This is a genomic window from Maridesulfovibrio ferrireducens (assembly GCF_900101105.1).
Classification (GTDB): Bacteria; Desulfobacterota; Desulfovibrionia; order Desulfovibrionales; family Desulfovibrionaceae; genus Maridesulfovibrio; species Maridesulfovibrio ferrireducens.
In genome coordinates this window covers 63,865-87,542 of sequence record NZ_FNGA01000006.1, presented here as the reverse complement: position 1 = coordinate 87,542, position 23,678 = coordinate 63,865, and the positions used below count along the sequence as shown (strand labels likewise).

Genomic DNA, 23,678 nt, shown 5'->3' with positions numbered 1-23,678 from the left:
CCATGTCCAGAATAAGAGTGCTTGTGGTGGATGATGAACCTGATTTCTTGAAGTTGATAGGGCGGAGACTTGCGAAGCGAAATGTTGATGTGGATGTTGCAAATAACGGACAGGAAGCCCTTAATTTTTTGTCGAAGACTTCAGTTAATGTGGTCATTTTAGATGTTAGAATGCCGGGACTGAGTGGTATTGAAACTCTTAAGGAAATCAGGCGCAGATATCATGATGTCGAAGTGATTATGCTTACGGGGCATGGTTCCGTGCAGTCGGGAATCGAGGGCATCAGTCATGGTGCATATGACTATATTCTTAAGCCTTTTTTGATTGATGATCTGCTTGAAAGAATACGCGCCGCGAACGAGCATTCTGAGCTTAAGCGACAGAGCAGGAGTGTTTCATGAATCTGGCACGGGCTAAGCGAGTTATTCATTTGGGGCAATACGCATATCCTTTGTCGTATTTGGTGATATTGATTGTTGCTTATGAATGGCCTTTTGCTGGAAGTGTTGCTGCGGTTTTATCTTCCATTGGGTTGTGGCTGATTCTCAGGTCTTCAGCCTGTTCGCTTGAGCAAGCATGTGATGAACAGACGGACCTTAAGAATCAGCTTGTACAATCTCAAAAAATATCTGCGCTCGGTGAAATTTCAACAGGTATAGCGCATGAGATCAATAATCCGCTGAGTATTATCATGCAGGAAGCTGAATTGATGCGGACAAATCTTCACTCAGATTCGACCCAGAAAGAAATGGATGAGCTACGGGAAAGTCTGGATGTTGTTTTTCAGCAGGTGGAACGTTGTTCTGACATTACCCATAAGTTGTTGGATTTTGCCCGAAAGAGACATCCGGTTACACAGTGTGCAGATATTAATCGATTATTGCTGGATATGTTGAATTTGCTTCAATCCGAAACTGAAGCCAAAAATATCCGGATAGTAAAAATATTTAGTGCTGATATTCCGAAAATAAAAACAGACCCACCTTTGTTGCGGCAGGTCTTTCTTAATCTGCTGAATAACGCCGTCCAGGCTGTAGATAAGAGCGGCGAGATTCTGGTAACCACCTGGAACAGTGACGATATGGCTTTTGCTCAGATTCGTGATACCGGACCGGGTATTCCTGAAAAGGAGATAAAGCAAATATTTAATCCTTTTTATACGACCAAGCCTCCCGGGAAAGGTACAGGCCTGGGGCTATCCGTCAGTCTTCGGATTGTAAATCAGTTGGGCGGTTATATTACTGTAGACTCGGAGCCGGGAAAGGGCGCTGCTTTTACCGTTCATGTTCCTATTTAATATCAGAATATCAGGAGTATAAGATGGAAAAATCTTCAAAGGGGATTATTAAAGTTTTAGTTGTGGATGACGAGGAACGTTTTCGGAAAACTACAGTCCGTATGCTTAAAGATAAAGGTTTAGTGGTCGACGATGCTGCTGACGGGGCTATTGCTCTTGAAAAACTGGCGGAAGGTGATTTTGATGTTGTTCTGCTTGATATTAAAATGCCCGGACTTTCCGGAGAGGAAACTTTTCATAGAATTCAGCAGAATAGCTTTGATGTGGAGACGGTTTTCCTTTCCGGACATGTTTCTCTTAACCGGGCTGTAGATTTAATTCAGCATGGAGCGTTTGATTATATTCTTAAACCTGCTTCATTTCAGGATATATTTAAAAAAATACAGAAGGCATATGACCAGAAAATGCTCCGTAACGGCAAAATAGATATCCACGATCTGTTGAGTAATCCTGAATAACCATGCTTAATCATGGAGACATCTCATGACTGAATTTTCTCAAGATAATATGAGACTCTGCTATTGGAACGGTTCAATTAATCCCTTTATTATAGGGATTGTAGGAGTAGGACTTGAGCTTAAGGTGCTTTTAGATATCATTAACAATGATGTTTTCAGGGAGTTTATTCCTGAGATGAAGTTGGTTGCAATAAGTGACGTTCATCAAAAGAAAGACACCTTGGCTCTTCATGAGCTTGGTATTCCATCATACAACACCTATGTTGAGATGCTTGAAGTCCATTCTGAAATTAATCTGGTAATCGAAATGACTGGTAGCGTTGATATGTTTTCTAGTCTCAGAAAATATCTCCCTGAATCTATTTCTTTGATGGATCATCGTGAAATTGTGTTCTTCTGCGGCCTGCATGACATGGCGCTTGTGAAGGGAAATTATAAGAATAATTTAGCTCATCAGCAGGTTCTGATTCAGTCGATCATAGACGAGATCCGGGAAGATATTTTTCTTATGGATAAGAACGGATGTGTTGTTGATATAAACAGTGTTGTATGGCGGAGAGCCGAAATTCCAAAAGCCGAATTGATAGGTAAAACCTGCTGGAACGCCGCACGTCTGCGTGACGGGTCCACTTTTTGTGATCAATTTGATCCTGAATGTCCGTTCCATAAGACTCTCAAGAGTGGGAAAAAAGAAGAATCCCTTGTCACAAAGGTTAATAGCGATGGCCTTTTGCAATATTACAGGCTCTATGCGTATCCGATTTTCGACATGAGGGGTAAAATGTCTCACATAATGGTTATGCATCGGGATATTACTGAACGAACCCATCGTGAAAAGCACCAGAATCAAAGAGATAAGCTTGCTGTCATCGGTGAGATGTCTACATATTTGGCTCATGAAATACGCAACCCGCTTTTTGCAATAGGCGGCTTTGCCAATTCATTATTTAAGTCTTCATGCCTTAACGAGAAGGACCGGGAGAAGGTTCAGATTATTGTTGAAGAAACAAAACGACTGGATAGATTGCTCACGAATATGCTTAATTTTGTTCGTTCTTCTCATACATCAAGAAAGGAATTGGATATAGTTTCGGTTGTTCAAGGTGCTGCTGAATTGATGTCTATCGGTTATGGTCAGCAGGGATACCGGATAGAGGTTTGTTCTGTGTCACCGCTTCCAAATGTCCTTGGGGATGAAGACGCTTTGAAGCAATGTATTGTTAATCTTATTAAAAATGCAGTTGAAGCTATGCCTGAAGGCGGGGATATCACACTTAGTCTCGATTTGCATGATGGCGATGTTGTCTTGCAGGTAACCGATACCGGAGTTGGTATGAACGACCATGAACAGGACCGTGTTTTTAATCCTTTTTATTCTACCAAGGAAGACGGCAGCGGGCTTGGCTTGGCAATGATTAAGAAGATTGTTGAAGAGCTAGGCGGACGAGTGGAACTTGCAAGTAAGCCGGGGCATGGCACAACTGTTTCTCTGTTTTTGCCTCCTGCCCTTGATGTTGAGGTTACGGAAGTAAACGATGCTGGATAGCCCGTTGCTAGAGCGTTAAGTTTCAGTAATGTGTCGAAAATGGCACCGTTTTACCCTTGAATTCGGTTTAGTTGCCATGTACGTTGCAGCCCTCTAGTCTTAAGAGGGCTTTTTCGTGTTTTCTGATCTGTGAATAATTTTTATCTCAAATGCGGGGAAGATCAAACCACGCAAAAAAAGGCTTACAACGTTGAAGTCGTAAGCCTTTATAATGACATGGTGCGGCAGGAAGGATTCGAACCCTCGGCCAACGGCTTAGAAGGCCGTTGCTCTATCCAACTGAGCTACTGCCGCTCAAGAGAAGATCCTTCTAAGCGAGGTTCTCTTCGCGGTCAAGTAAAAAATGAATGGTGATACCTTGAAATTTAATAATTTTTTAGAATTTAGCGAGTATTTGGACGAGCTTGGCCTTTTTCATATGGATTTGAGCCTCGATAGAATGGAAGAATTTGTATGTAAATGGGGGGCTAAGGGAGATTTCCCTGTTATCCATGTGGTGGGAACCAATGGAAAGGGGTCAACTTCAACTTATTTAACTTATATAGCGATGGAGTCCGGCTTAAAGGTCGGAACTTTCACTTCACCCCACTTTGTGACTCCTCGCGAACGAGCCACTATTGACGGTCAGATGCTGTCTGAAGATGAATGGTGTCATCTTGCCAATATGGTAATGGAGATTGCTCCTGATGTTGGTCTGACTTATTTTGAATTGCTTACATGCATGGCTTTGGTTGCGTTCAAAGAACATGGTGTTGATCTCGCAGTGATGGAAGCTGGACTTGGCGGACGTTTTGACGCGACCAATACTCTTGATCCGGATTTGACAGTCTTTACGCCAATCGGGCTTGATCATGAAAAAATACTTGGTGCGACCATCGAACTTATTGCTGCGGATAAAGCTGATGCTATGCGAAAGGGTGGAACCGCCGTTACATCTATTCAGGTTGACGAGGTAATGAATGTTTTGCATTCACGCGCTGAGCAGTTAGGCGTTGAGTTTCATAATGCTGAAAAAATGAATGGAGTTTCAGAGTTATCGCCGACTCTTTCAGGCGTGCATCAAATGCAGAATGCTCATTTAGCCGTATGCGCATGGTCACTTTTCTGCGCTAAAAAAGATTTGCAGTTTAACGAATCTCAGATTTGCGAAGGGGTGAAAAAGGCTTTTATTCCCGGTAGACTGCAAATAGTTAAGGCCGATAGAACCTATATTCTGGACGGCGCACATAACCTTCATGCGTTTAAAGCTCTTGAGTCGGAAATAAAAAGATCGAAAATCGTGCTTGATGCGATTGTGTTTTCCTGCATGAAAGATAAGAATATAGCCCCTGTGAAAGATATCTTATTTGAATTGACGCAGGGGCCGATCATAACTTGCGGTATTCCTGAAAATGAAAGAGCCTGTTTGCCGGAAGATTTTATAGAGCGGCTCGGAACCAGAGTGCAGACTGCTCCGTCACTTGATGAAGCATTGTCCTTATTACCTTCCGGTGACGGGACGGTACTAATTTGCGGTTCCTTGTATTTGCTCTCAGCTTTTTATACAAAGTATCCACGCTTTTTAATGAAGTAGTAAGACAAGAGCCTTTGGCGATCAAAGGTTTTAGGAGTAATAATTGTCTAATCTTTTCAAATTTCTGCCGTCAGTAGATTCTGTGCTTACCAGATTGGAGGAAGAGGGTGCTCTCAGCGGTGTTCCCCGTACCCTAGTTAGAGATCTGGTTAACGGCTTTCTCGATGTGTGCCGCGAAGAAATCAAGTCCGGAATTATTACGGCTGAAGATCAGCTCTCGCTTGATGCTCTTTTCCCGCGCCTGACTTGCCATGTGCGGGCCGGAGCGCGTCCGCATTTTCGTAGAGTTTTGAATGCAACAGGTGTGGTTGTTCATACTAATCTGGGACGTTCGCTGCTTGCTGATTCAGCGGTGAAAGCTGTCACGGAAGCTTGCGGATCATATTCCAATCTTGAATTTGATTTGAAAACCGGAGAGCGCGGCAGTCGCTACAGTCATGTAGAAAAGCTTGTCTGTGACATTACAGGCGCGGAAGCTGCGCTGGTTGTGAATAATAATGCTTCGGCAGTTCTGATTACTCTTGAAACTCTTGCCGCGGGCCGTGAGGCGGTTGTTTCACGCGGTCAGCTTGTTGAGATTGGCGGCTCCTTCCGTATTCCTGACGTTATGACCAAGAGCGGAGCTATTCTGCATGAGGTGGGCGCGACCAACAGAACCCATCCGTATGATTATGAAGGCGCAATTAATGACAACACGGCGTTGCTCATGAAAGTGCATACCTCAAATTTTAGGATAATCGGTTTTACAAAGGAAGTTACGGGAGCGGAGCTGGTAGAACTGGGCACTAAATATAATCTGCCGGTTTATGAAGATCTCGGCAGCGGCAACCTGACAAATTTTGCGGGCCTCGGCCTGATGCGGGAACCGACAGTTCAGGAAGTTGTGTCTGAAGGCGTAGACGTTGTTTCTTTTTCCGGTGATAAAGTTCTGGGCGGTCCGCAGGCCGGAGTCATTGTCGGTAAAAAGAAATATATTGATATGATCAAAAAGAATCCTTTGAACAGGGTTGTTCGTATTGATAAAATGACGCTGGCTGCGCTGGAAGCTACTTTGCGGCTCTATCTGGATCCCGAAATAGCCATGAAAGAAGTGCCTACTTTACGCATGATTATGGAAAAGCCGGAATCTCTACAGCTCAGAGCGCAATCTCTTTCGCGCGTTTTGGATAGATTTCTGGGTGAGAACGTTACCCTTGGTGTTCGCGAGGGTGTTTCCAGAGTCGGGGGCGGTGCGTTTCCTGAGCAGGATTTAAAAACTTTTCTGGTAACCGTGGTTCCACAGGGAGATCTTTCTGTGCCGGAACTGAAAGAACGGTTACTTTCATCTGATCCGCCGCTTGTCGGGCGTATAGAAGATGATGCCTTTTGTCTTGATCCGCGAACACTTACACAAATTGAATATCATATGGTGGCTGAGTCTATTTCACAGGCCCTTAATCTTGATAAATAGAAGGATTTAACATGAATAAAATGCTTGAACATAAAACGAAAAGTTGCTGGGAATTATTTCAGGATGAAGAACATCAGCTGGCTATGGATGATCTTAGCGCACGTTACATTGATTTTTTGAGCCGTTGCAAAACTGAGCGTGAAACAATCAAGTATGTTGAAGAAGTTCTGCTTGAAGCTGGTTTTGATGACTACATCGGTTCAGATAATTGTTTCCGTTCGTTCAAGGACAAGACAATTTTTATTGCCCGTAAAGGTAAAAAGACTCTTTCCGATGGATTCAGACTGGTCGGTGCTCACGCAGACACTCCCCGTCTCGATCTGAAGCAGCATCCCCTTTATGAAGATTTGGGTATCGGCATGGCTAAAACTCATTACTACGGCGGCATCAGAAAATATCAGTGGCTTGCACGTCCGCTTTCCCTGCATGGTGTGGTTGTAAAAATTAACGGCGAAAAAGTTGATGTTGTTATAGGTGAAGATCCTAATGATCCGGTCCTTACTATTTTAGATCTTTTGCCTCATCTTGCATCCAAGCAGGTTGAAAAAAAGGTCAGCGATGCTTTTGAAGGTGAAAAGTTAAATATCGTTATGGGACATTCTCTTTCATTTTCAAAAGATGATGTCGAAGATAGTGATGAAAAAACTAAACCATCCGTTAAACGTAAAATTCTGGAAATCTTGAACGAGAAATACGGCATCATCGAAGAAGACTTTTTCAGCTCTGAAATGCACATCGTTCCAGCCGGACCTGCCCGCTATGTCGGACTTGATAAGTCTATGGTCGGTGGATACGGACAGGATGACCGTTCCTGCGTATTTTTAGCACTCGAAGCATTCCTTTCCGAACCTGATCCGGACCATGCACAGATTGTGCTGTTCTACGATAAAGAAGAAGTCGGTTCCGAAGGTTCAACCGGCGCCAAGTCCCTTTTCTTTGAATACTGCCTCGAAGATCTCATTGAAGCATGGGAACCCGGCATGAAGATGTCCCGCATTATGATGGCGGGTAAGGCTCTTTCAACTGACGTGCACGCCGCAATCGACCCTGATTATCAGGATGTGCATGAAAAGCTGAACTCCGCTTATCTCGGCTACGGTCCATGTTTCTGCAAGTTCACTGGACACAGAGGTAAGGTCGGCGCAAATGACGCACACGCTGAATATGTTGGCTGGTTGCGTAAAATTTTAGGTGAATCAGAAGTTCCATGGCAGATGGCTGAACTCGGTAAGGTAGACATGGGCGGCGGGGGAACTGTTGCTAAGTTCCTCGCACTCTACGGAATGGACGTTATAGATTTCGGCCCTCCGGTTCTTTCCATGCACAGTCCGTTTGAACTGACAAGTAAAGTTGACCTTTATGCTACTAAACTGGCTTTCAGTACTTTTTTGCGTAGTTAATTTACTAAAAGTTTTTTCCTTCTGGTCGCTGAAGGCAAAAAAATCTTCAAGGAGCATAAATGCCTGTAGTTATGGGGACAGCGGGTCATATTGATCACGGTAAGACCAGCTTGATTAAGGCTCTTACCGGAACTGATTGCGACAGACTTGCTGAAGAGAAAAAGCGCGGCATCACCATTGAATTAGGTTTTGCCAGCCTAGATCTGGGCGGTGACCGTCAGCTTAGTATTATTGATGTTCCCGGCCATGAAAAGTTTGTTAAAAACATGGTTGCCGGAGCGGCGGGGATTGATTTTGTTCTGCTGGTAATAGCAGCGGACGAAGGCGTGATGCCTCAGACCCGTGAACATTTGGAAATATGTACGCTGCTTGGGATTGAGCGCGGCTTTGTGGTGCTCACCAAAGTTGATATGGTTGATGAAGAATGGCTTGCGCTCGTTAAAGAGGATGTAAGTGAATTTCTGGCCCCGAGCTTTTTAGCCGAGGCCCCGATTTACGGCGTTTCTTCGCATACCGGGCAGGGCCTTGATGAACTTAAAACCGCGCTTGCCGATTTTATGGACAGTTTTTCTACTAAACGAAGAACCGATCTTGCTCGGCTGCCTATAGATAGAATCTTTACAATGAAAGGGCATGGCACTGTAGTAACGGGCACGCTCATTTCAGGTCAGTTTTCAGTGGGCGACGATGTTGTAATTTATCCTGCTATGACTGAAACGAAAGTACGCAGTCTGCAATCTCATGGCGGCTCTGTTGAAACAGCTCCTGCCGGACGCAGAACAGCGGTTAACCTTCACGGTGTTGAAGTTGATGACATTGAGCGCGGTGAAGTTGTGGGCAAACCGGGCACGTTGTTTCCGTCTAAGGTATGGGATGTAGAGATAACCTGTCTTCCGTCCTCGCCACGTTCTTTGAAGCATCGTAAAGAAGTTCATTTTCATCATGGTTCAAAAGAAACTATGGCGAAAGTGTACTTTCTGGATAGAGAAAAGCTCGTCAAAGGTGAGCGCGCGGTCTGCCAAATCCGTTTCGATCAGCCCATGACCGGAGTCTATGGCGACAGAATCGTAATTCGCTCATTTTCGCCGCTGAGGACCATTGCAGGGGGAAGCATAATAAATCCTATGGGAAGTAAGGTTAAACGCTTCTCAGAGGATGTTAAGCGCTTAGAATCACTGATTGATGCTAGTCCAGAAGATCTGATTCTCATGCAACTGGAACTTGCGGGTAACGCAGGGCTGAATTTTCAGGAACTGTCCATCATGACAGACGTGGCATCCAAGCCGCTCGAAAAGCTATTGCAGTCCCTAGGTGGTCAGCAGAAGGTCTTCCTGTACGATAAAGAAAGCCGCAGTTATATTTTCGGTGGTCATTATGAAAGTCTTGTGAGTGGATTCATAAAATACTTAGAAGATTTCCATAAAAAAGATCCTATGAAGCCCGGTGTATCCAAAAGTGAAATAGGTTCAGCATGGGGCAAGGGGCTTCCTGCCAAGCTTTTTCATTCGATAGTTGAAAGGCTTACTAAAAAGAATGAAATCGTAGTGGCGCAGGATATTATACATCTTCCCGGTCACAAAGTTTCAATGGCTTCCGATCAGCAGAAGTTGCGCAACATATTATTTGATGCATACGATAAGGGCGGACTGACTCCGCCGAATGTTAAAGATATTCTGGAGCCGCTTGATCTGGTCTTCAAAGAGGCCGCACCGGTGTTTAAGCTGTTGCAGGATGAAGGGGCAATTGTAAGAATCAACGATAGTTTATATTTTGCCACATCTGCGATTGAAAAGCTTAAAGTAATTCTTGAGGGATATTTCGCAGACAATTTAGAATTAGGGCCGCCAGATTTTAAAGAGCTGACGAATCTGTCCAGAAAGTTTGCAATACCACTTCTTGAGTTCATGGATAAAGAAAAGTTCACCATGCGGGTGGGCGACAAGCGCAGACTTAGAAAAACCGGTGTAGTTTAAAGCTATGCTGTGATTGATATGAATATATGCGGAATCAAGTTAATGCTTGGTTCCGTTTTTTTTTGTAATGCAGATTGAAATACATAAATCAGGAGTAAATATGGAAGGTTTTGACATCAAAAAAGTGATTGAAGAAGGTATCCCGTTTGACCTTTTCTTAGGTCTCAAGGTTGAACACCTAGAGCATGGCTATGCAAAACTGCGTTTGCCTTACCGTCCTGAGTTCATAGGCGACCCGAGACGTCCGGCATTGCATGGCGGTGTTATCTCCATGCTGATTGATACCTGCGGCGGAACAGCTGTATGGGCATCGGGAGATGTGCGGGATCGTGTTTCCACAATTGATATGCGCGTGGACTATCTGCGTCCCGCTGGACCGGAAGACCTAATCGCCGAGGCCCGTGTAAGGTTGCTGGGCAACAGGGTGGGGAATAGCCAGATTACCGTTTATTCTGCATCTGACCCTGATCTGATTGTTGCGGAAGGGCGCGCTGTTTATAATGTGCGGAAACATTCTGATGATGTGTAAGGATTTTTTATTTAAATTTATAGGTAAATGAAATTGGTGAATTTGATATTTTTAAATTTGAGATGCATATTAATTCAAAATATTCTTTCATGGTGATTTTGTGAAACTGGATATGCAGAAGGAAAATAATGAAGTTTGGTAAATACAAGTATGAGCAATATGAAATTCCAGATCCATGTGTTTTGGATGTAGCTGATCAATTTTACAAAGGGGCTATGGTTCTTCATGGTCAACCTGCATTTTCAGGTGTTGTTGTACCGATGATAACCAACGCAGTGCTTTCGCTTGAACTTTATATCAAATCATTGAATACAATATCAGTAATTAAAGAATATGAAGACTTTGGCAATGGTGTTAAAGGTGGGAAAGTCACAGGAGTTCCTCGTGTTAAGGTACACACGTTAAGTTTGCTTCTAGGTGCGATTCCAAAGGAAGTTATAGACAATATTAATGAAATATATGCTGAGGGAGCGTCAAAATATTCTTTTGATGATTTGATAGAATTGGTTAAAAAGTATGACACGTTATTTGTTGATGTTAGATATTCATTTGAAAATGATGTGCTCGCGGGCTTTAATTTTGTAGATTTATTTAATTGTATTGATGCCATAAAGACTGTGATTAAAAATATTAAGCCTATTCATTGGGCTTATTTGTAAATTGTCGAGTTCGTAAGACATTTCTTAAATTTTAGCGAATAAATTTAAAAAAGCCCTCCGTTAACACAATCAGCGTTAATGGAGGGCTTTTTATATTTATTCAGCCGAAATGATAAAATTGGAGAGTCGTATCGATTCGCAAAAGCAACTGTTGGATTCGATATAAAGGATTAAAGTATAAGTATTTAATATTGCTTAGAATTAAAGAAAGCGGGGACTGGCAAGGGTTTTGCGAGAGATTTTCATGAAAATGTCGAGACTGAAAAAAGCGCATTAAAAAAGGGATCAGAATTAATTCTGATCCCTTGATCATTCGCTGGGGTGAGTGAGGGGATTTGAACCCCCGGCCACTTGGGCCACAACCAAGTGCTCTACCAACTGAGCTACACCCACCGTGTCGAGAAACAGTGACTATCTAAACCCGGGAAAATGGTCAAGAAGTTTTTGAAAAAAAATGAAAAATAATGCATAAGAATCTTCATCAGACGGTAAAAATCAAAAATAAGGAAATATATTATGGATAAATTAGTAATTGAAGGTGGAGTCGCTTTAAAGGGGCCTATCCGTGTAAGTGGAGCTAAAAATGCTGCTTTGCCTATTTTGCTCGCGTGCCTTCTGCCCGAAGGACAAGTTAATCTGACCAATGTCCCGCGCCTTAGAGATATTCATACTACCCTTAAACTTCTGGATATTCTGGGCTGTGAGACTTCCTTTGATGGAAATAACGTCACCAGCATTGTTAAAGACTTGAAAGTTGAGGCCCCCTATGACCTAGTTAAGACCATGAGAGCCTCTGTATTATGCCTTGGGCCGCTCTTAGCTTTGAAGTGTGAAGCGAAGGTGGCCTTACCCGGTGGGTGCGCTATCGGGGCACGTCCGGTTGATTTACATCTATCCGCATTTGAAAAGATGGGTGCGGAGTTTGATTTGGAATCGGGCTATATTCATGGGCGTTGTAATAAACTTAAAGGCGCTCATATTAATTTTGACTTTCCAACCGTTGGCGGCACGGAAAATGTGCTCATGGCGGCGGCGCTTGCAGATGGTGATTCAATAATTGAAAATGCAGCACGTGAACCGGAAGTTGAAGATCTTGCAAATTTCCTTATTGCCTGCGGAGCAAAAATCACCGGACATGGAACCAGTGTTATTCAGGTTGAAGGTGTTTCTTCGCTCAAAGGCTGTGATTACAAAGTCATGCCTGACCGCATCGAGGCCGGAACTTATATGGTTGCCGCCGCAATGACTGACGGGGAACTGCTTATTCAGGATTGCCCGTATGAGGAACTTGATGCTGTTGTTTATAAACTGCGCGAAATGGGCGTGTGGGTTGAAGAGAAAAAAGATGGCGTGCTTGTTCGCAGGAATGGAGAGTTGGTTGGCGTTGATATCACCACGCAGCCTTTTCCCGGTTTCCCTACAGATATGCAGGCCCAGCTTATGACTCTTATGTGTCTTGCCAAGGGAGCGGGAACAATCGAAGAAAAAATCTTTGAAAATAGATTTATGCACGTTCAGGAATTGCTCAGAATGGGTGCTAATATTAAACTTAAAGGCCGCACTGCAATGGTTCGAGGCGTTTCCGGCCTGACCGGAGCACCTGTGATGGCTTCTGATTTGCGCGCCAGTGCCTCGCTTGTTGTTGCGGCGCTTGCGGCTTCCGGCAGAACTGATGTTCAGCGTATTTACCATTTGGACAGAGGATACGAAAGACTCGAGGAAAAACTTTGCGGAGTCGGGGCGAAAGTCTGGCGCGAAAAAGAGTAGTTCTTAAGAATCACTGATTATGAATAGAAGTGATAGTAAATCTTGTTTAGTAAGCAGGCCCGGAATTCCGGGCCTGCTTTTTTGGCAGAAGCTGGTGCCTGCTTTTGTTTTTGGAATTTTATCTATCAAGTGGCTGTTGCCGTGTTTTGTTGCTTTTTTTGTTTATGTCGTGATTCTCTTTTCGTTCAGGCTTCAAAAGGGAACGATTGTCCTTTTGGTGCTGATGTTTGCGCTGGGCAGTTTTTATGCTTCGGCAGTGCTACCGGTTCCACCGGGCGGAATGCCGGATTGGATGGCAAGTAAAGAAAAAGTTCACGTTAATGCGGAAATAGCAGCCATAAAGGGAGTTCCCGGCAATCGGCTGAAAATTATTCTCAAAAATGTTCTCTGTACAACCTCGCATAAAATTTCCGGCGAAAATAATTCTGAAACGGTTAACGAGACAACGAAGCTTGCCGGATATTTGCTCTGGACATGGGAGAAGCCGGATGTTTTCCCCGTCACGGGACAGCAAGTAAATCTGTTGATAAAAGTGAAACCTATTCATGGTTTCAAAAATGCTGGAGTCTGGGATTATGACTTCTACAACAGAACTAAAAACATTTTTTATCGTTTCTATACTCGCGGCCCGCTCAAAAATGGCGAGCTGAAACCTGTTGATCCCGGTTTTTGGGAGCGGCTGCGTGCAGATTTGCGCAATCGGATTGTTCGCAATACTCCGTCAACTCAAGGTGGCGCAATTTTTCCTGCGCTTCTAACCGGAGACAGATTCTTTTTATCTAGAGACACAGTTGAACTTATCCGCAGGGCGGGAGTTTCACATTTGCTGGCTCTGTCCGGTTTGCATGTCGGGTTTGTCGCATCAATCGGTTTTGCTTTCGCATGGTTGATAGGTTTATTCTTTCCTCAAATTTATTTGAAAATTCCGCGAATAAAACTGGCGGTTATTCTGGCAACGCCGCTTGTGCTCTTTTATTTATGGCTGGGGCAATTTTCCCCGTCTCTTTTGCGAGCGGTGTGCATGTTCGGATTCTGGGGCTTACTGTTGCTCATGAATCGGGGCAGGGTGCTGCTTGATGGCCTTTTTCTGGCGGTAGTGTTGATACTGACCTTTTCTCCGCTCAGTGCCTTTGATCTTGGATTTCAGCTTTCAGTGCTGGCTGTTGGTGGGATCGCTGTTTTTTATCCATATTTTCAATCTATACTTCCTGCCGGAATAACTATTCTTGGTAAAGTTACCCATTTTATTCTGGCCGTTCTGGCGGTTAGCCTTTGCGCGAATATTACTATTCTTCCGATTACAATCTGGAATTTCGGAGTGCTGATTCCGAATTTAGTTTTTAATGTTTTGTGGATTCCGCTTTTAGGCTTTTTCCTTATGCCAGTTTGCGGAGTGGGCTCCCTTGTTATGTCGTTTGTGAATACGGCCGTTTCTCAGAAGCTTTTTTCATTAGGTGCGGCGTGTTTTGACGAAATGTTTTCTCTTGTGCGGACAGCTGTTTCTGCCGGATGGCTTCCCGAATACGCTTTCTATCGGCCCTTATGGCAAGACTTTATAATATATTATGTTCTGCTGTTACTTTGCCTTTCGCTCCACAAAAGCAGAAAAGTAAAATTGACGGCAGTTTGCATGATAGTTCTGCTGGTTGGTTCGCGTATAGGCGTAATGTATAATTCAGGTGAATTACCGGGAATAGGTTCTGAATTTGTAAAGGTCGATTTGCTTGATACCGGACAGTCGCAAGGTCTTGTAATTACCGGGCCAAGAGGAACAAGGACCGTTGTTGACGGCGGTGGATCATTTGGAGATTCTTTTGATATCGGTAGAGCAATTGTCGGCCCTTGGCTGGCGAGCGGTCATTTGCCGAAAGTTGATAATATTATTCTTACCCATGCTGACAGGGATCATTGCGGCGGCCTTGCTTACCTGCTGGAAAAATTTGATGTCGGTCATTATTATTCCGATGGAAATATGCCCGGGGGAGTCATTGGTGAAAGGTTTAAAAAAGCTTTTTCTGAAAATGAACTGGTACCTGAAAAAGTTAAGCGCGGTGACATCATTGAATTGGAACCGGGGTTAATTTTGCAGGTTCTTCATCCTGCTTCGGATTTTAAAGGAACGAAAAATAATCGTTCACTTTTTTTACGACTGGTTTGGAATGGCAAGGGGCTTATTTGCATCTCGGGTGATGTAGAGAAATCAGGAATCAAGACACTGCTTCGCAATAATGATGATCTTTCAGCCGATGTATTAGTTTTACCGCATCACGGCAGCGCAGGGGCTTATTCCCCTGAATTGTATGGCAGAGTAAGTCCCAAAATTGCTGTTGCAGCGTGTGGCTTTTTGAATCGATATAATTTTGTTGTAGAAAAAGTTGAGTGCGAATTGCGGACTAGAAAGATCAAAATTTACAAGACTTCTGAAAAGGGTATGATTTCAGCAAAATGGAATAAGTTAAGGGAAATTATTATTCGACCTTGAAATTTATGAATTTCTATGTTTTTGATTAAGAACATAACTTGATTTTGATGCTTAAAAGTGACAGGGTTTTGGTGTATGGTACTCTGTTTTAATGTTCAGCTTGCCTTAATGGAGGTGCGTCTGCATGCGAATGCTTATTGTTGACGATGATTTTTACTGCCGCAATATGTTGCATGAGATCATGAAGCCTTACGCTCAATGTGACATAGCGGTTAATGGCGAAGAGGCTGTATTTGCTTTCAAAAAGGCCCTTGAGGATGAGAAAAGGTACGATTTAGTTTGTCTTGATCTCGTCATGCCGGAAATGGACGGGCAGCAGGCTCTTCGGGAAATAAGATCAATTGAGAAAGATTTTAAAATTAATGGGGATGACGAAGTTAAGGTTATCGTGACAACGATGCTTGATGATCGCAAGGAAACCCACGATGCTTTCTTCCTCGGTGGAGCTACTTCTTATCTGGTTAAGCCTATTGAGGAAGATAAGTTGCTAAAAGAAATGAAAAATTTAGGTTTTTCAGTGTAATTAAAGTTGGTCTTGGCAATTAGATTTACGAGTATATTGCTGAGAGATAAATTTTTTTAAGCTTTATTATTTACCTGAAAAGATTTGAAATCCGCAGCATTTGTTGCGGATTTTTTTTGCTTAATTTATTATAGTGTATTATTTAAAGACGTTATAGATGTAGAACTGAATTGAAGTTCCTTAGGAAGTGGTCTATTGTGTCCTATTCAAATTAAGTTTTATCCGCCCTTTGTTGGCGTACTATATAAGGTTCTTAAATAATGTCTCAAATTTTAGGTGTTAAATTTAACGATTTCGGTCAGATATACTATTTTTCTTCCGGGCCTTTTGTTGTCCGCGAAGGACATTCAGTAATCGTAAAGACTGAACAGGGGATGGGGCTCGGCAAAGTCTTTGTTGTACAACAGGATTTGCCAGAAGATATAACTGAAGATTCAGTCAAAACAATATATCGTCTCGCAGGTGAAGAAGATCTGGTTATCGACGGTGAAAACAAAGATCTATCCCGCAATGCCCTCAGATTCTGTAAGGGATGCATTGAGGGGCAAAAGCTCGAAATGAAGCTTGTTGATGTTGAGGTTTTCTTTGATCGCAGCAAGATGATTTTTTATTTTACCGCTCCCGGAAGAATTGATTTTCGTGAGTTGGTTAAAGATCTGGTTAAAGAATACAGAACACGCATTGAACTTAGACAGATCGGTGTCCGGCATGAAACTCAGATGCTTGGCGCAATAGGTAATTGTGGGCAGATTTGTTGCTGCCGTCGGTTTATGCGTAAATTTATGCCTGTTACTATCCGCATGGCAAAAGAGCAGAATCTTTTTCTTAATCCGACAAAAATATCAGGTATATGCGGTCGTCTTTTATGCTGTCTTTCTTTTGAGCAGGAAAATTACGAGCAGTTTCACAAACGTTGTCCAAAAATTGGTAAACGCTATAATACTGCGCATGGAAATGTTAAGGTTACACGGACGAATTTCTTCAGAAATACTTTGACCATCCTGCCGGAAGTTGGTGAAGAAATTGAAGTTTGTCTTGATGAGTGGCCGGATGTTTTAAAAGCTACATCTCCGGATCAGCTTGTAAAAAAGGAACTTCCGAAAGATGATTTAGATTTTGATAGTAATGAACCGCAAGCTCGAATTAATTATAATGATCGAGATAGATCAAGTAAGCCGGCAGCTCCCGGGCGTGCAGATCGTCCCGAACGACCTCGTGCCGCAAGGCCGGAGCGTCCTCGTCCAGCTAGACCGGAACGTCCGCGTCCTGAAAAAAAGAAGCGTCCTTTTGTAAGCAGTGATGCTCCTGAACCTGTTGCAGAGCGTGATCGTGTTGCTTCAGAGCCAGTCAATAAGTCTGAAGCAGAAACTCAAGAGAAAAAACCTGTTTCTAGAAATCGCCGTCCTTCAAGGCGCAGGCGCAGAAAAAAACCTGCAGGTGGCGATTCATAAAAAACTAAAGAAAACTAGAATTGATTATCTTCGGGTTGTCGGCTATATGGCGGGCAGTTCGTGAGAAGTTAATAACCTTGCGGCCGGTGAAAGTAATAATACTCATCCGGCTGCATGTTTTTGTATGTAGTGTCTTTTTCCAGCTTTGTTTTAATGCGGAATTTTTAACACGCTGAATTTAAGGCTGTTAATTGCGCTGTTTTTGTCACCGTAACAGGAGAGATCGATTTTGGATTCGTTTTTTATTACAACTCCCATTTACTACGTTAATGCCAAGCCTCATCTTGGTCATGCTTATACGACAATTCTTGCTGACTCCATGAAACGGTTTCACAAGCTAATGGGAGATGATACTTATTTTCTCACTGGAACGGATGAACACGGTGATAAAATAGTTCAAGCTGCGGAAAAAGGCGGACAAACTCCAAGTGAGTACGTTGACGAAATCAGTGCCCTGTTTAGAAACCTTTGGCCTGATTTGCAGATTGAAAACGATGACTTTATCCGGACTACAGAAAAACGCCATATTAAGTGCGTTCAAGAAGTCCTGCAAAAAGTTTATGATAAAGGTGATATTTATTTCGGAGAATACGGCGGACATTATTGTTTCGGCTGTGAAAGATTTTATACCGAAAAAGAACTCGTTGACGGTAAATGTCCTCAGCATGAAACAAAGCCTGAATATATAGCTGAGAAAAACTACTTCTTTAAGATGTCTAAATATCAGGACTGGCTTATCGGGCATATTAATGCCAATCCAGATTTTATTCGTCCTGAAAGATACCGCAACGAAGTAATGAGCCTTCTTAAATCCGGTGCTCTTGAAGATTTATGTATTTCCCGTCCTAAAAGTCGCCTCGAGTGGGGCATTGAACTTCCATTTGATAAAGATTTCGTTACATATGTTTGGTTTGACGCTTTAATCAACTATATCACAGCACTTGATTATCCAAAGGGTGACAAGTTTAAAAAATTCTGGCCTTCTGCCAACCACCTTGTTGCTAAAGACATTCTCAAACCGCATGCTGTTTTCTGGCCTACAATGCTTAAAGCCGCTGAAATTGAGCCTTATCAGAATCTTAATGTGCATGGATATTGGCTGATTAAAGATACCAAGATGTCTAAATCACTCGGAAATGTTGTTGAGCCGCTTGAAATGGCTCAAAAATACGGGGTTAATGCTTTCCGTTATTTCCTCATGCGTGAGATGGTTTTTGGTAATGATTCAAGTTTTTCGGAAGAAGCTCTCGTAGGTCGGCTTAACGCGGATCTGGCAAACGATCTCGGAAATCTTTTCAGCAGAACTTTAGCTATGACTCATAAGTACTTTGGCGGGTTGGTTCCGGCCGAAGGCGAAGAGGGTGAAGAAGACTGCAATATTAAGAATATTGGACGCGCCAGCATGGCTGCTTTTCAGCAGAACTTTTTGGAAGCTAAGTTTTCAAGAGGTTTAGAATCGTTATGGGAGCTTGTGCGCGGGTTGAATAAATATATAGATACAACGCAGCCTTGGACTCTCTATAAAGAAGAAAATCTTTCCCGCCTTGGCACCGTAATGTATGTTCTTCTTGAGAATATGCGTAAAATTGCTGTTCATTTGTGGCCGGTAATGCCTGAAGCCAGTGAAAAAATGTTGGCCGAGCTTGGAATTACTTTCCGTCCTGAGAAAGTTAATCTTCAAGGTGAAGTTGATGTATGGGGCCTTCTTGAGCTTGGTACGGAAGTCGCCAGCAAGTCGAATCTTTTCCCAAGAGTTGAGTTTGAAAAAACTCCTCCTGTAGAAAAGAAAAAGAGTGAGAAGTCTGCCCAAAAAACTAAAGAAGTAAAAACTGCGATTGAGGGAATTATTGAATTTCCTGATTTCCAGAAAGTAGATATGCGAATTGGAACGGTTCTTTCCGTTGCCAAGCACCCTGATGCCGACAAATTGTTGATAGTGAAAATTGATACCGGAGATGAAAAGCCGCGTCAGGTTGTTGCCGGATTAGCCGAGTTTTTCTCTCCTGAAGATCTTGAAGGCAAGCAGGTTGTAGTCGTGGTTAACCTTAAGCCCCGAAAACTTAGGGGTGAGGTTTCGCAAGGAATGATTTTAGCTGTCCGCAACGGGGACGGGATGGAGCTTTTGACCGTTACGGCCGGTGTCGCTAACGGGTGCAAGGTTTCCTAATTAAATTTATGTTGCAAAATAAAAAGGCAGATCATTTTTGATCTGCCTTTTTTATGGTCTATCGATTTCTAGCTGTAATGTGGCGGTGGAACATCTTCTACATTGCCTGATGCTGAGGCGATATCTTTTAGATCTTTCATTTGTCCGGCAAGGATATCAATTTTTTTTTCGAGTTCTGAAATTTGATTCTGCTGAGCAATAATGAAGACGTTCATGTCTTCAATTATCCTGTCCTGCATTGCAAGACTGGTTTCCAAGGTTTCAATTCGGTCTTCAAGTTTATTTGGGGTATTCATGAATTCAAAGTGCCAGAACAAAGAATATAAGGCAATTGTGTAATGATTAATAATTTATATTATGCTGAAATGATAGATTAAAATATATGTAACTGGAAGATCAAATGGCTGAAAAGGGGTTGGTGAGCGGGGTGTTAAGCTTTTTTCTTATCAGGAATGTCGTAAGGAACTGATGCACCGTCTATAACAATGTTGACGATTCTTCCTTCGGTCCGCTCGATATGCTCTTTGTAACTGCTGAGTGAGTTCATGGTAGAAACTGTATCTTGAGTATTCGACCAGACTCCTTGAAATTTTTGCAGTTGATCATGCAGTTTTTTCATTTCACGAAGATCTGCGGAAAAGCGAGATGAATCATTAGCTAAAATTTCTATGGCTCGCCATTTTGTGTTAGAATCCATAGCTGTCTCTCTTAATCACAGCATCCGCATATAGGGATAGCTAAAATCTTGTTAGCCATTTCTTTTCCCAACGCGTATTCTGAGGAGCGAATTCTGATGGTCATTCTTCCACAATTTCTAAGCACATTTATAATAGTACCTGGAATAATACCCATGGAAAGCAGTCTGCTACAGAAGCATCTGCCTCCTTGTAAACTGATAACCCTTACTGACACACCTTCCTTATAGCAGGATAGTGGTCGTGGCTTTTTTGTGTCTGGTAGTACGTTCATTGCAATTGATATTTAAATTCATTTAGACTGTTTGTCAATGTCCTAATTCGTTTGGAACTGAAAAAGACGGGAATTCGAGACTTGCTCATCTGCGAGTAATGTTTTATGGCTTTCTGTCACTTAAAAGTCCTAAAGAAAATATCTCAAACCAATATTTGGGTGGAGTTTATGCCTAAACGCACTGATATCAAGAAAATTATGCTTATCGGCTCCGGGCCGATTGTAATTGGCCAGGCCTGTGAATTCGATTATTCCGGAACTCAGGCTCTTAAAGCTCTTAAAGAAGAAGGTTACGAAGTAATACTCGTAAATTCTAATCCTGCCACAATAATGACCGACCCTCATCTGGCCGATCGTACATATATAGAACCGATTGAGCCTGGAACTGTTGCTAAGATTATTGAAAAAGAAAGACCTGACGCTCTGCTGCCTACTCTTGGCGGCCAGACAGCTCTGAATACTGCGCTTGCAGTGGCTGAGATGGGTGTTCTTGAAAAGTACGGCGTTGAACTTATCGGTGCATCTGTTGATGTCATTGAGAAGGCTGAAAGTAGAGAGCTTTTTCGTGCAGCAATGGAAAAGATTAATCTCAAAGTTCCTTTCAGCGGTATTGCCCGTAATATTGATGACGTGCGTTATTGGGGTAAAAAGATAAATTTCCCGATTATTATCCGTCCTGCATTTACTTTAGGTGGTACCGGCGGCGGTGTTGCTTATAATATGGAAGATCTCGAAAAGATCGCCATGCAGGGAATTTCCGCAAGTTTACAAAGTGAAGTTATGCTCGAAGAATCCATTTTAGGATGGAAAGAATACGAGCTGGAAGTAATGCGCGACAAAAAAGATAACTGCGTAATTATTTGCTCCATTGAAAATATAGATCCCATGGGTGTCCACACTGGAGACTCCATAACTGTTGCCCCGGCACAGACCCTTACTGATGTTGAATATCAGATTTTGAGGGATGCTTCTCTCGCCATCATGCGTGAAATCGGAGTTGAAACCGGTGGATCAAATGTTCAGTTTGCAATTAATCCTGCAAATGGCGAACTTGCAGTCATTGAAATGAATCCACGGGTTTCCAGATCTTCGGCCCTTGCTTCCAAAGCAACTGGGTTCCCTATTGCCAAGATCGCGGCAAAGCTCGCTGTCGGTTATACTCTCGATGAAATTCCTAATGATATCACCCGCGAGACAATGGCTTCTTTCGAACCTACCATTGACTACTGCGTAATAAAAATTCCTCGTTTCACCTTTGAAAAATTCCCGGGAGCCGAAGATTACCTCACCACAGCGATGAAGAGCGTTGGTGAAACCATGGCAATCGGACGTACTTTTAAAGAAGCTTTGCAGAAAGGTCTTAGATCTTTAGAAGTCGGTATGCCCGGCTTCGGTAAAAATTTCGAAAAACCTGAGATAGATCGTGAAGATTTGATTGGACTTATACGTAAGCCCAATTCAAAACGTATTTTTGCACTTCGCGATGCCTTCCTCTGCGGTTTCACTGTAGAAGAAATATTTGATATTTGTAAAATAGATCCTTGGTATTTGAATCAGTTTGAAGAGCTTGTTCGTTTTGAAGAGAAACTTAAAACTTTCACTCTTGAAATCGGCATGTATTCTGAAAACACAGAAATTCCGGCAATGCTTAAAAAAGCTAAAGAGTTAGGATATTCCGATCCGCAATTGGCTACTCTCTGGAAAAAAACTGAAGAAGAAGTCAGAACATTCAGAAAAAATCTCGAAATCAAACCTACATATTATCTGGTTGACACTTGCGCCGCAGAATTTGAAGCCTATACTCCTTACTTCTACTCTACTTATGAGTCAGGGCAGGAAGCTGAGCCTATGGAAGGCCGTAAGGTAATGATTCTGGGAGGCGGTCCTAACAGAATCGGACAGGGAATTGAATTTGACTATTGTTGTTGTCATTCCGCTTTTGCTCTTGAAGAGATGGGCGTTAAGTCAATTATGGTCAACTCCAACCCTGAAACCGTATCAACTGATTATGATACTTCAGATCGACTTTATTTTGAGCCGCTTACTTATGAAGATGTTCTTAATATTGTTGAGTTTGAAAAACCTGATGGAATTATCGTTCAGTTCGGTGGTCAGACTCCGCTCAATCTGGCAATTCCTCTACTGAAAGCAGGGGTTAAAATTCTCGGAACTTCACCGGACAGTATTGACCGCGCTGAAGACAGAGAAAGATTTCAAGCCCTTCTTCATAAACTTGATTTGAAGCAGCCTGCAAACGGAACAGCCCGTTCACTTGAAGATGCTCAGAAAATAGCTACTGAACTGACATATCCTTTAGTGCTTCGTCCTTCTTATGTTCTGGGCGGACGCGGAATGGATATTGTCTACAGTGATGATGAATTTGAATCATATTTCCGTGAAGCCTCAGTTGTTTCTCCTGAACATCCTATCTTGATAGATAAGTTCCTTGAGAATGCTGTCGAAGTAGATGTTGATGCTCTTTCTGATGGCGAGCAGACTTATGTAGCAGGCGTTATGGAACATATTGAGGAAGCAGGAATTCATTCCGGTGACTCAGCATGTGTACTTCCGCCTCATACGCTGAGCCCTGAAATAGTAAAAGAGATTGAACGGCAGACGGTAGCTCTTGCAGCAGAGCTTGAAATTGTCGGATTAATGAATATTCAGTTCGCGGTTAAAGACAATGTTGTTTATATCATTGAAGTTAATCCAAGAGCATCAAGAACAGTTCCGTTTGTAAGTAAAGCAACAGGAATTCAGCTTGCAAAGTTTGCAACCAGAGTAATGCTCGGCGAAAAACTTTCTGACTTAGATCCTTGGTCTCTCCGTAAAGAAGGTTTTTATTCAGTTAAAGAAGCGGTATTTCCTTTTAACAAATTCCCGAATGTTGATGTAAAGCTTGGACCTGAAATGCGTTCTACCGGTGAAGTTATGGGTATGGACGTTCTGCCCGGACTTGCTTTTATGAAAGCTCAGCTCGGAGCCGGACTGAAACTTCCACTTGAGGGAACTGTTTTTATCTCTGTTAAAGACCGAGATAAAGAGGGGATTGTTACTACTGCTCAGATTTTTAAAGAGCTCGGATTTAAGATCCTTTCTACAGGAGGCACGGCGACCTTCCTTAATGAAAAGGGAATTGAAACTGAAAGAATTCTTAAGGTGAATGAAGGGCGACCTCATGTTGTTGATTACATAAAAAATAACGACATTGATCTTTTAATAAATACGCCATCCGACAAAAAAACGGTTTCTGATTCGAAAGAAATTAGGCAGACCGCCTTGTTGTACGGGTTAGCATATACAACGACAGTCGCTGGCGCGCATGCCATGGCTTTAGCCATAAAAGACCATCGCGGCACAGGGCTGGATGTACGGTGTTTACAGCATTACCATAACATGGAAAAATAAACTGGAAATTATCGGGCCGGGCACAT

At 42.7% G+C, this 23,678-nt stretch carries 19 protein-coding genes and 2 tRNA genes; 16 read left to right on the top strand and 5 right to left on the bottom strand.

Going from position 1 to position 23,678, the window contains the following annotated elements; genetic code table 11:
* Positions 1-2 precede the first annotated feature (2 nt).
* From BLT41_RS16385 to BLT41_RS16370, 4 genes are read left to right on the top strand one after another with little or no spacing between them, the layout of a single operon-like run.
* Positions 3-401, top strand: a complete 399-nt coding sequence (locus tag BLT41_RS16385) for a response regulator (RefSeq protein ID WP_092163105.1) — start codon at positions 3-5, stop codon at positions 399-401.
* The gene (locus BLT41_RS16380) at positions 398-1,297 is read left to right on the top strand and encodes a sensor histidine kinase (RefSeq protein ID WP_092163104.1); all 900 of its coding nucleotides are present in this window, start codon (positions 398-400) and stop codon (positions 1,295-1,297) included. The genes BLT41_RS16385 and BLT41_RS16380 overlap by 4 nt, the downstream gene beginning before the upstream one ends.
* A 23-nt stretch (positions 1,298-1,320) precedes the next feature.
* Positions 1,321-1,755 carry a response regulator gene (locus tag BLT41_RS16375; RefSeq protein WP_092163103.1) on the top strand — a complete coding sequence of 145 codons (435 nt, stop codon included), beginning with the start codon at positions 1,321-1,323 and terminating at the stop codon, positions 1,753-1,755.
* A gap of 25 nt (positions 1,756-1,780) precedes the next feature.
* Complete coding sequence (locus BLT41_RS16370) at positions 1,781-3,301, top strand: ATP-binding protein (RefSeq protein WP_092163102.1); 1,521 nt, start codon at positions 1,781-1,783, stop codon at positions 3,299-3,301.
* 217 nt (positions 3,302-3,518) lie between these two features.
* Here the strand turns inward: BLT41_RS16370 and BLT41_RS16365 are convergent.
* A tRNA-Arg gene (locus BLT41_RS16365) sits at positions 3,519-3,595 on the bottom strand.
* A gap of 64 nt (positions 3,596-3,659) precedes the next feature.
* On the opposite strand from BLT41_RS16365, the gene BLT41_RS16360 reads away from it, so the two are divergent.
* From BLT41_RS16360 to BLT41_RS16335, 6 genes are all read left to right on the top strand, one after another.
* The gene (locus BLT41_RS16360; RefSeq protein ID WP_244512314.1) at positions 3,660-4,874 is read left to right on the top strand and encodes a bifunctional folylpolyglutamate synthase/dihydrofolate synthase; all 1,215 of its coding nucleotides are present in this window, start codon (positions 3,660-3,662) and stop codon (positions 4,872-4,874) included.
* A 43-nt stretch (positions 4,875-4,917) separates the two neighbouring features.
* On the top strand, positions 4,918-6,324 hold the full coding sequence (selA, locus tag BLT41_RS16355) for an L-seryl-tRNA(Sec) selenium transferase (RefSeq protein WP_092163101.1): 1,407 nt from the start codon (positions 4,918-4,920) through the stop codon (positions 6,322-6,324).
* 11 nt (positions 6,325-6,335) lie between these two features.
* Positions 6,336-7,724, top strand: a complete 1,389-nt coding sequence (locus BLT41_RS16350) for an aminopeptidase (RefSeq protein WP_092163100.1) — start codon at positions 6,336-6,338, stop codon at positions 7,722-7,724.
* Positions 7,725-7,783: 59 nt separating this feature from the next.
* Positions 7,784-9,697, top strand: coding sequence for a selenocysteine-specific translation elongation factor (gene selB, locus BLT41_RS16345; RefSeq protein ID WP_092163099.1), 1,914 nt, complete (start codon positions 7,784-7,786; stop codon positions 9,695-9,697).
* 100 nt (positions 9,698-9,797) lie between these two features.
* The gene (locus tag BLT41_RS16340; RefSeq protein WP_092163098.1) at positions 9,798-10,226 is read left to right on the top strand and encodes a PaaI family thioesterase; all 429 of its coding nucleotides are present in this window, start codon (positions 9,798-9,800) and stop codon (positions 10,224-10,226) included.
* Between the two features lie 128 nt (positions 10,227-10,354).
* On the top strand, positions 10,355-10,885 hold the full coding sequence (locus BLT41_RS16335) for a hypothetical protein (RefSeq protein ID WP_092163097.1): 531 nt from the start codon (positions 10,355-10,357) through the stop codon (positions 10,883-10,885).
* A 317-nt stretch (positions 10,886-11,202) separates the two neighbouring features.
* On the opposite strand, the gene BLT41_RS16330 is transcribed toward BLT41_RS16335, so the two are convergent.
* Positions 11,203-11,278, bottom strand: a tRNA-His gene (locus BLT41_RS16330).
* Between the two features lie 123 nt (positions 11,279-11,401).
* Between BLT41_RS16330 and murA the strand changes: the two genes are divergently transcribed.
* The 5 genes from murA (at position 11,402) to metG (ending at position 19,275) form a co-directional block, all read left to right on the top strand.
* Positions 11,402-12,652, top strand: coding sequence for a UDP-N-acetylglucosamine 1-carboxyvinyltransferase (gene murA, locus BLT41_RS16325; RefSeq protein ID WP_092163088.1), 1,251 nt, complete (start codon positions 11,402-11,404; stop codon positions 12,650-12,652).
* A 19-nt stretch (positions 12,653-12,671) separates the two neighbouring features.
* The gene (locus tag BLT41_RS16320; RefSeq protein ID WP_092163087.1) at positions 12,672-15,134 is read left to right on the top strand and encodes a DNA internalization-related competence protein ComEC/Rec2; all 2,463 of its coding nucleotides are present in this window, start codon (positions 12,672-12,674) and stop codon (positions 15,132-15,134) included.
* Positions 15,135-15,258: 124 nt separating this feature from the next.
* The gene (locus tag BLT41_RS16315) at positions 15,259-15,657 is read left to right on the top strand and encodes a response regulator (RefSeq protein WP_092163086.1); all 399 of its coding nucleotides are present in this window, start codon (positions 15,259-15,261) and stop codon (positions 15,655-15,657) included.
* A gap of 260 nt (positions 15,658-15,917) precedes the next feature.
* Positions 15,918-17,108 carry a PSP1 domain-containing protein gene (locus BLT41_RS16310; protein WP_092163085.1) on the top strand — a complete coding sequence of 397 codons (1,191 nt, stop codon included), beginning with the start codon at positions 15,918-15,920 and terminating at the stop codon, positions 17,106-17,108.
* A gap of 229 nt (positions 17,109-17,337) precedes the next feature.
* Positions 17,338-19,275, top strand: coding sequence for a methionine--tRNA ligase (gene metG, locus BLT41_RS16305; RefSeq protein ID WP_092163084.1), 1,938 nt, complete (start codon positions 17,338-17,340; stop codon positions 19,273-19,275).
* Positions 19,276-19,343: 68 nt separating this feature from the next.
* On the opposite strand, the gene BLT41_RS16300 is transcribed toward metG, so the two are convergent.
* From BLT41_RS16300 to BLT41_RS16290, 3 genes are all read right to left on the bottom strand, one after another.
* Complete coding sequence (locus tag BLT41_RS16300; RefSeq protein WP_092163083.1) at positions 19,344-19,571, bottom strand: SlyX family protein; 228 nt, start codon at positions 19,569-19,571, stop codon at positions 19,344-19,346.
* 134 nt (positions 19,572-19,705) lie between these two features.
* Positions 19,706-19,972: a hypothetical protein gene (locus BLT41_RS16295; RefSeq protein WP_092163082.1), complete on the bottom strand. Its 267-nt coding sequence runs from the start codon at positions 19,970-19,972 to the stop codon at positions 19,706-19,708.
* 11 nt (positions 19,973-19,983) lie between these two features.
* Positions 19,984-20,244: a FeoA family protein gene (locus BLT41_RS16290; RefSeq protein WP_092163081.1), complete on the bottom strand. Its 261-nt coding sequence runs from the start codon at positions 20,242-20,244 to the stop codon at positions 19,984-19,986.
* A gap of 168 nt (positions 20,245-20,412) precedes the next feature.
* Between BLT41_RS16290 and carB the strand changes: the two genes are divergently transcribed.
* Entirely contained in the window at positions 20,413-23,652 is a 3,240-nt protein-coding gene (gene carB / locus BLT41_RS16285; protein ID WP_092163080.1) for a carbamoyl-phosphate synthase large subunit, read from the top strand.
* Positions 23,653-23,678 lie beyond the last annotated feature (26 nt).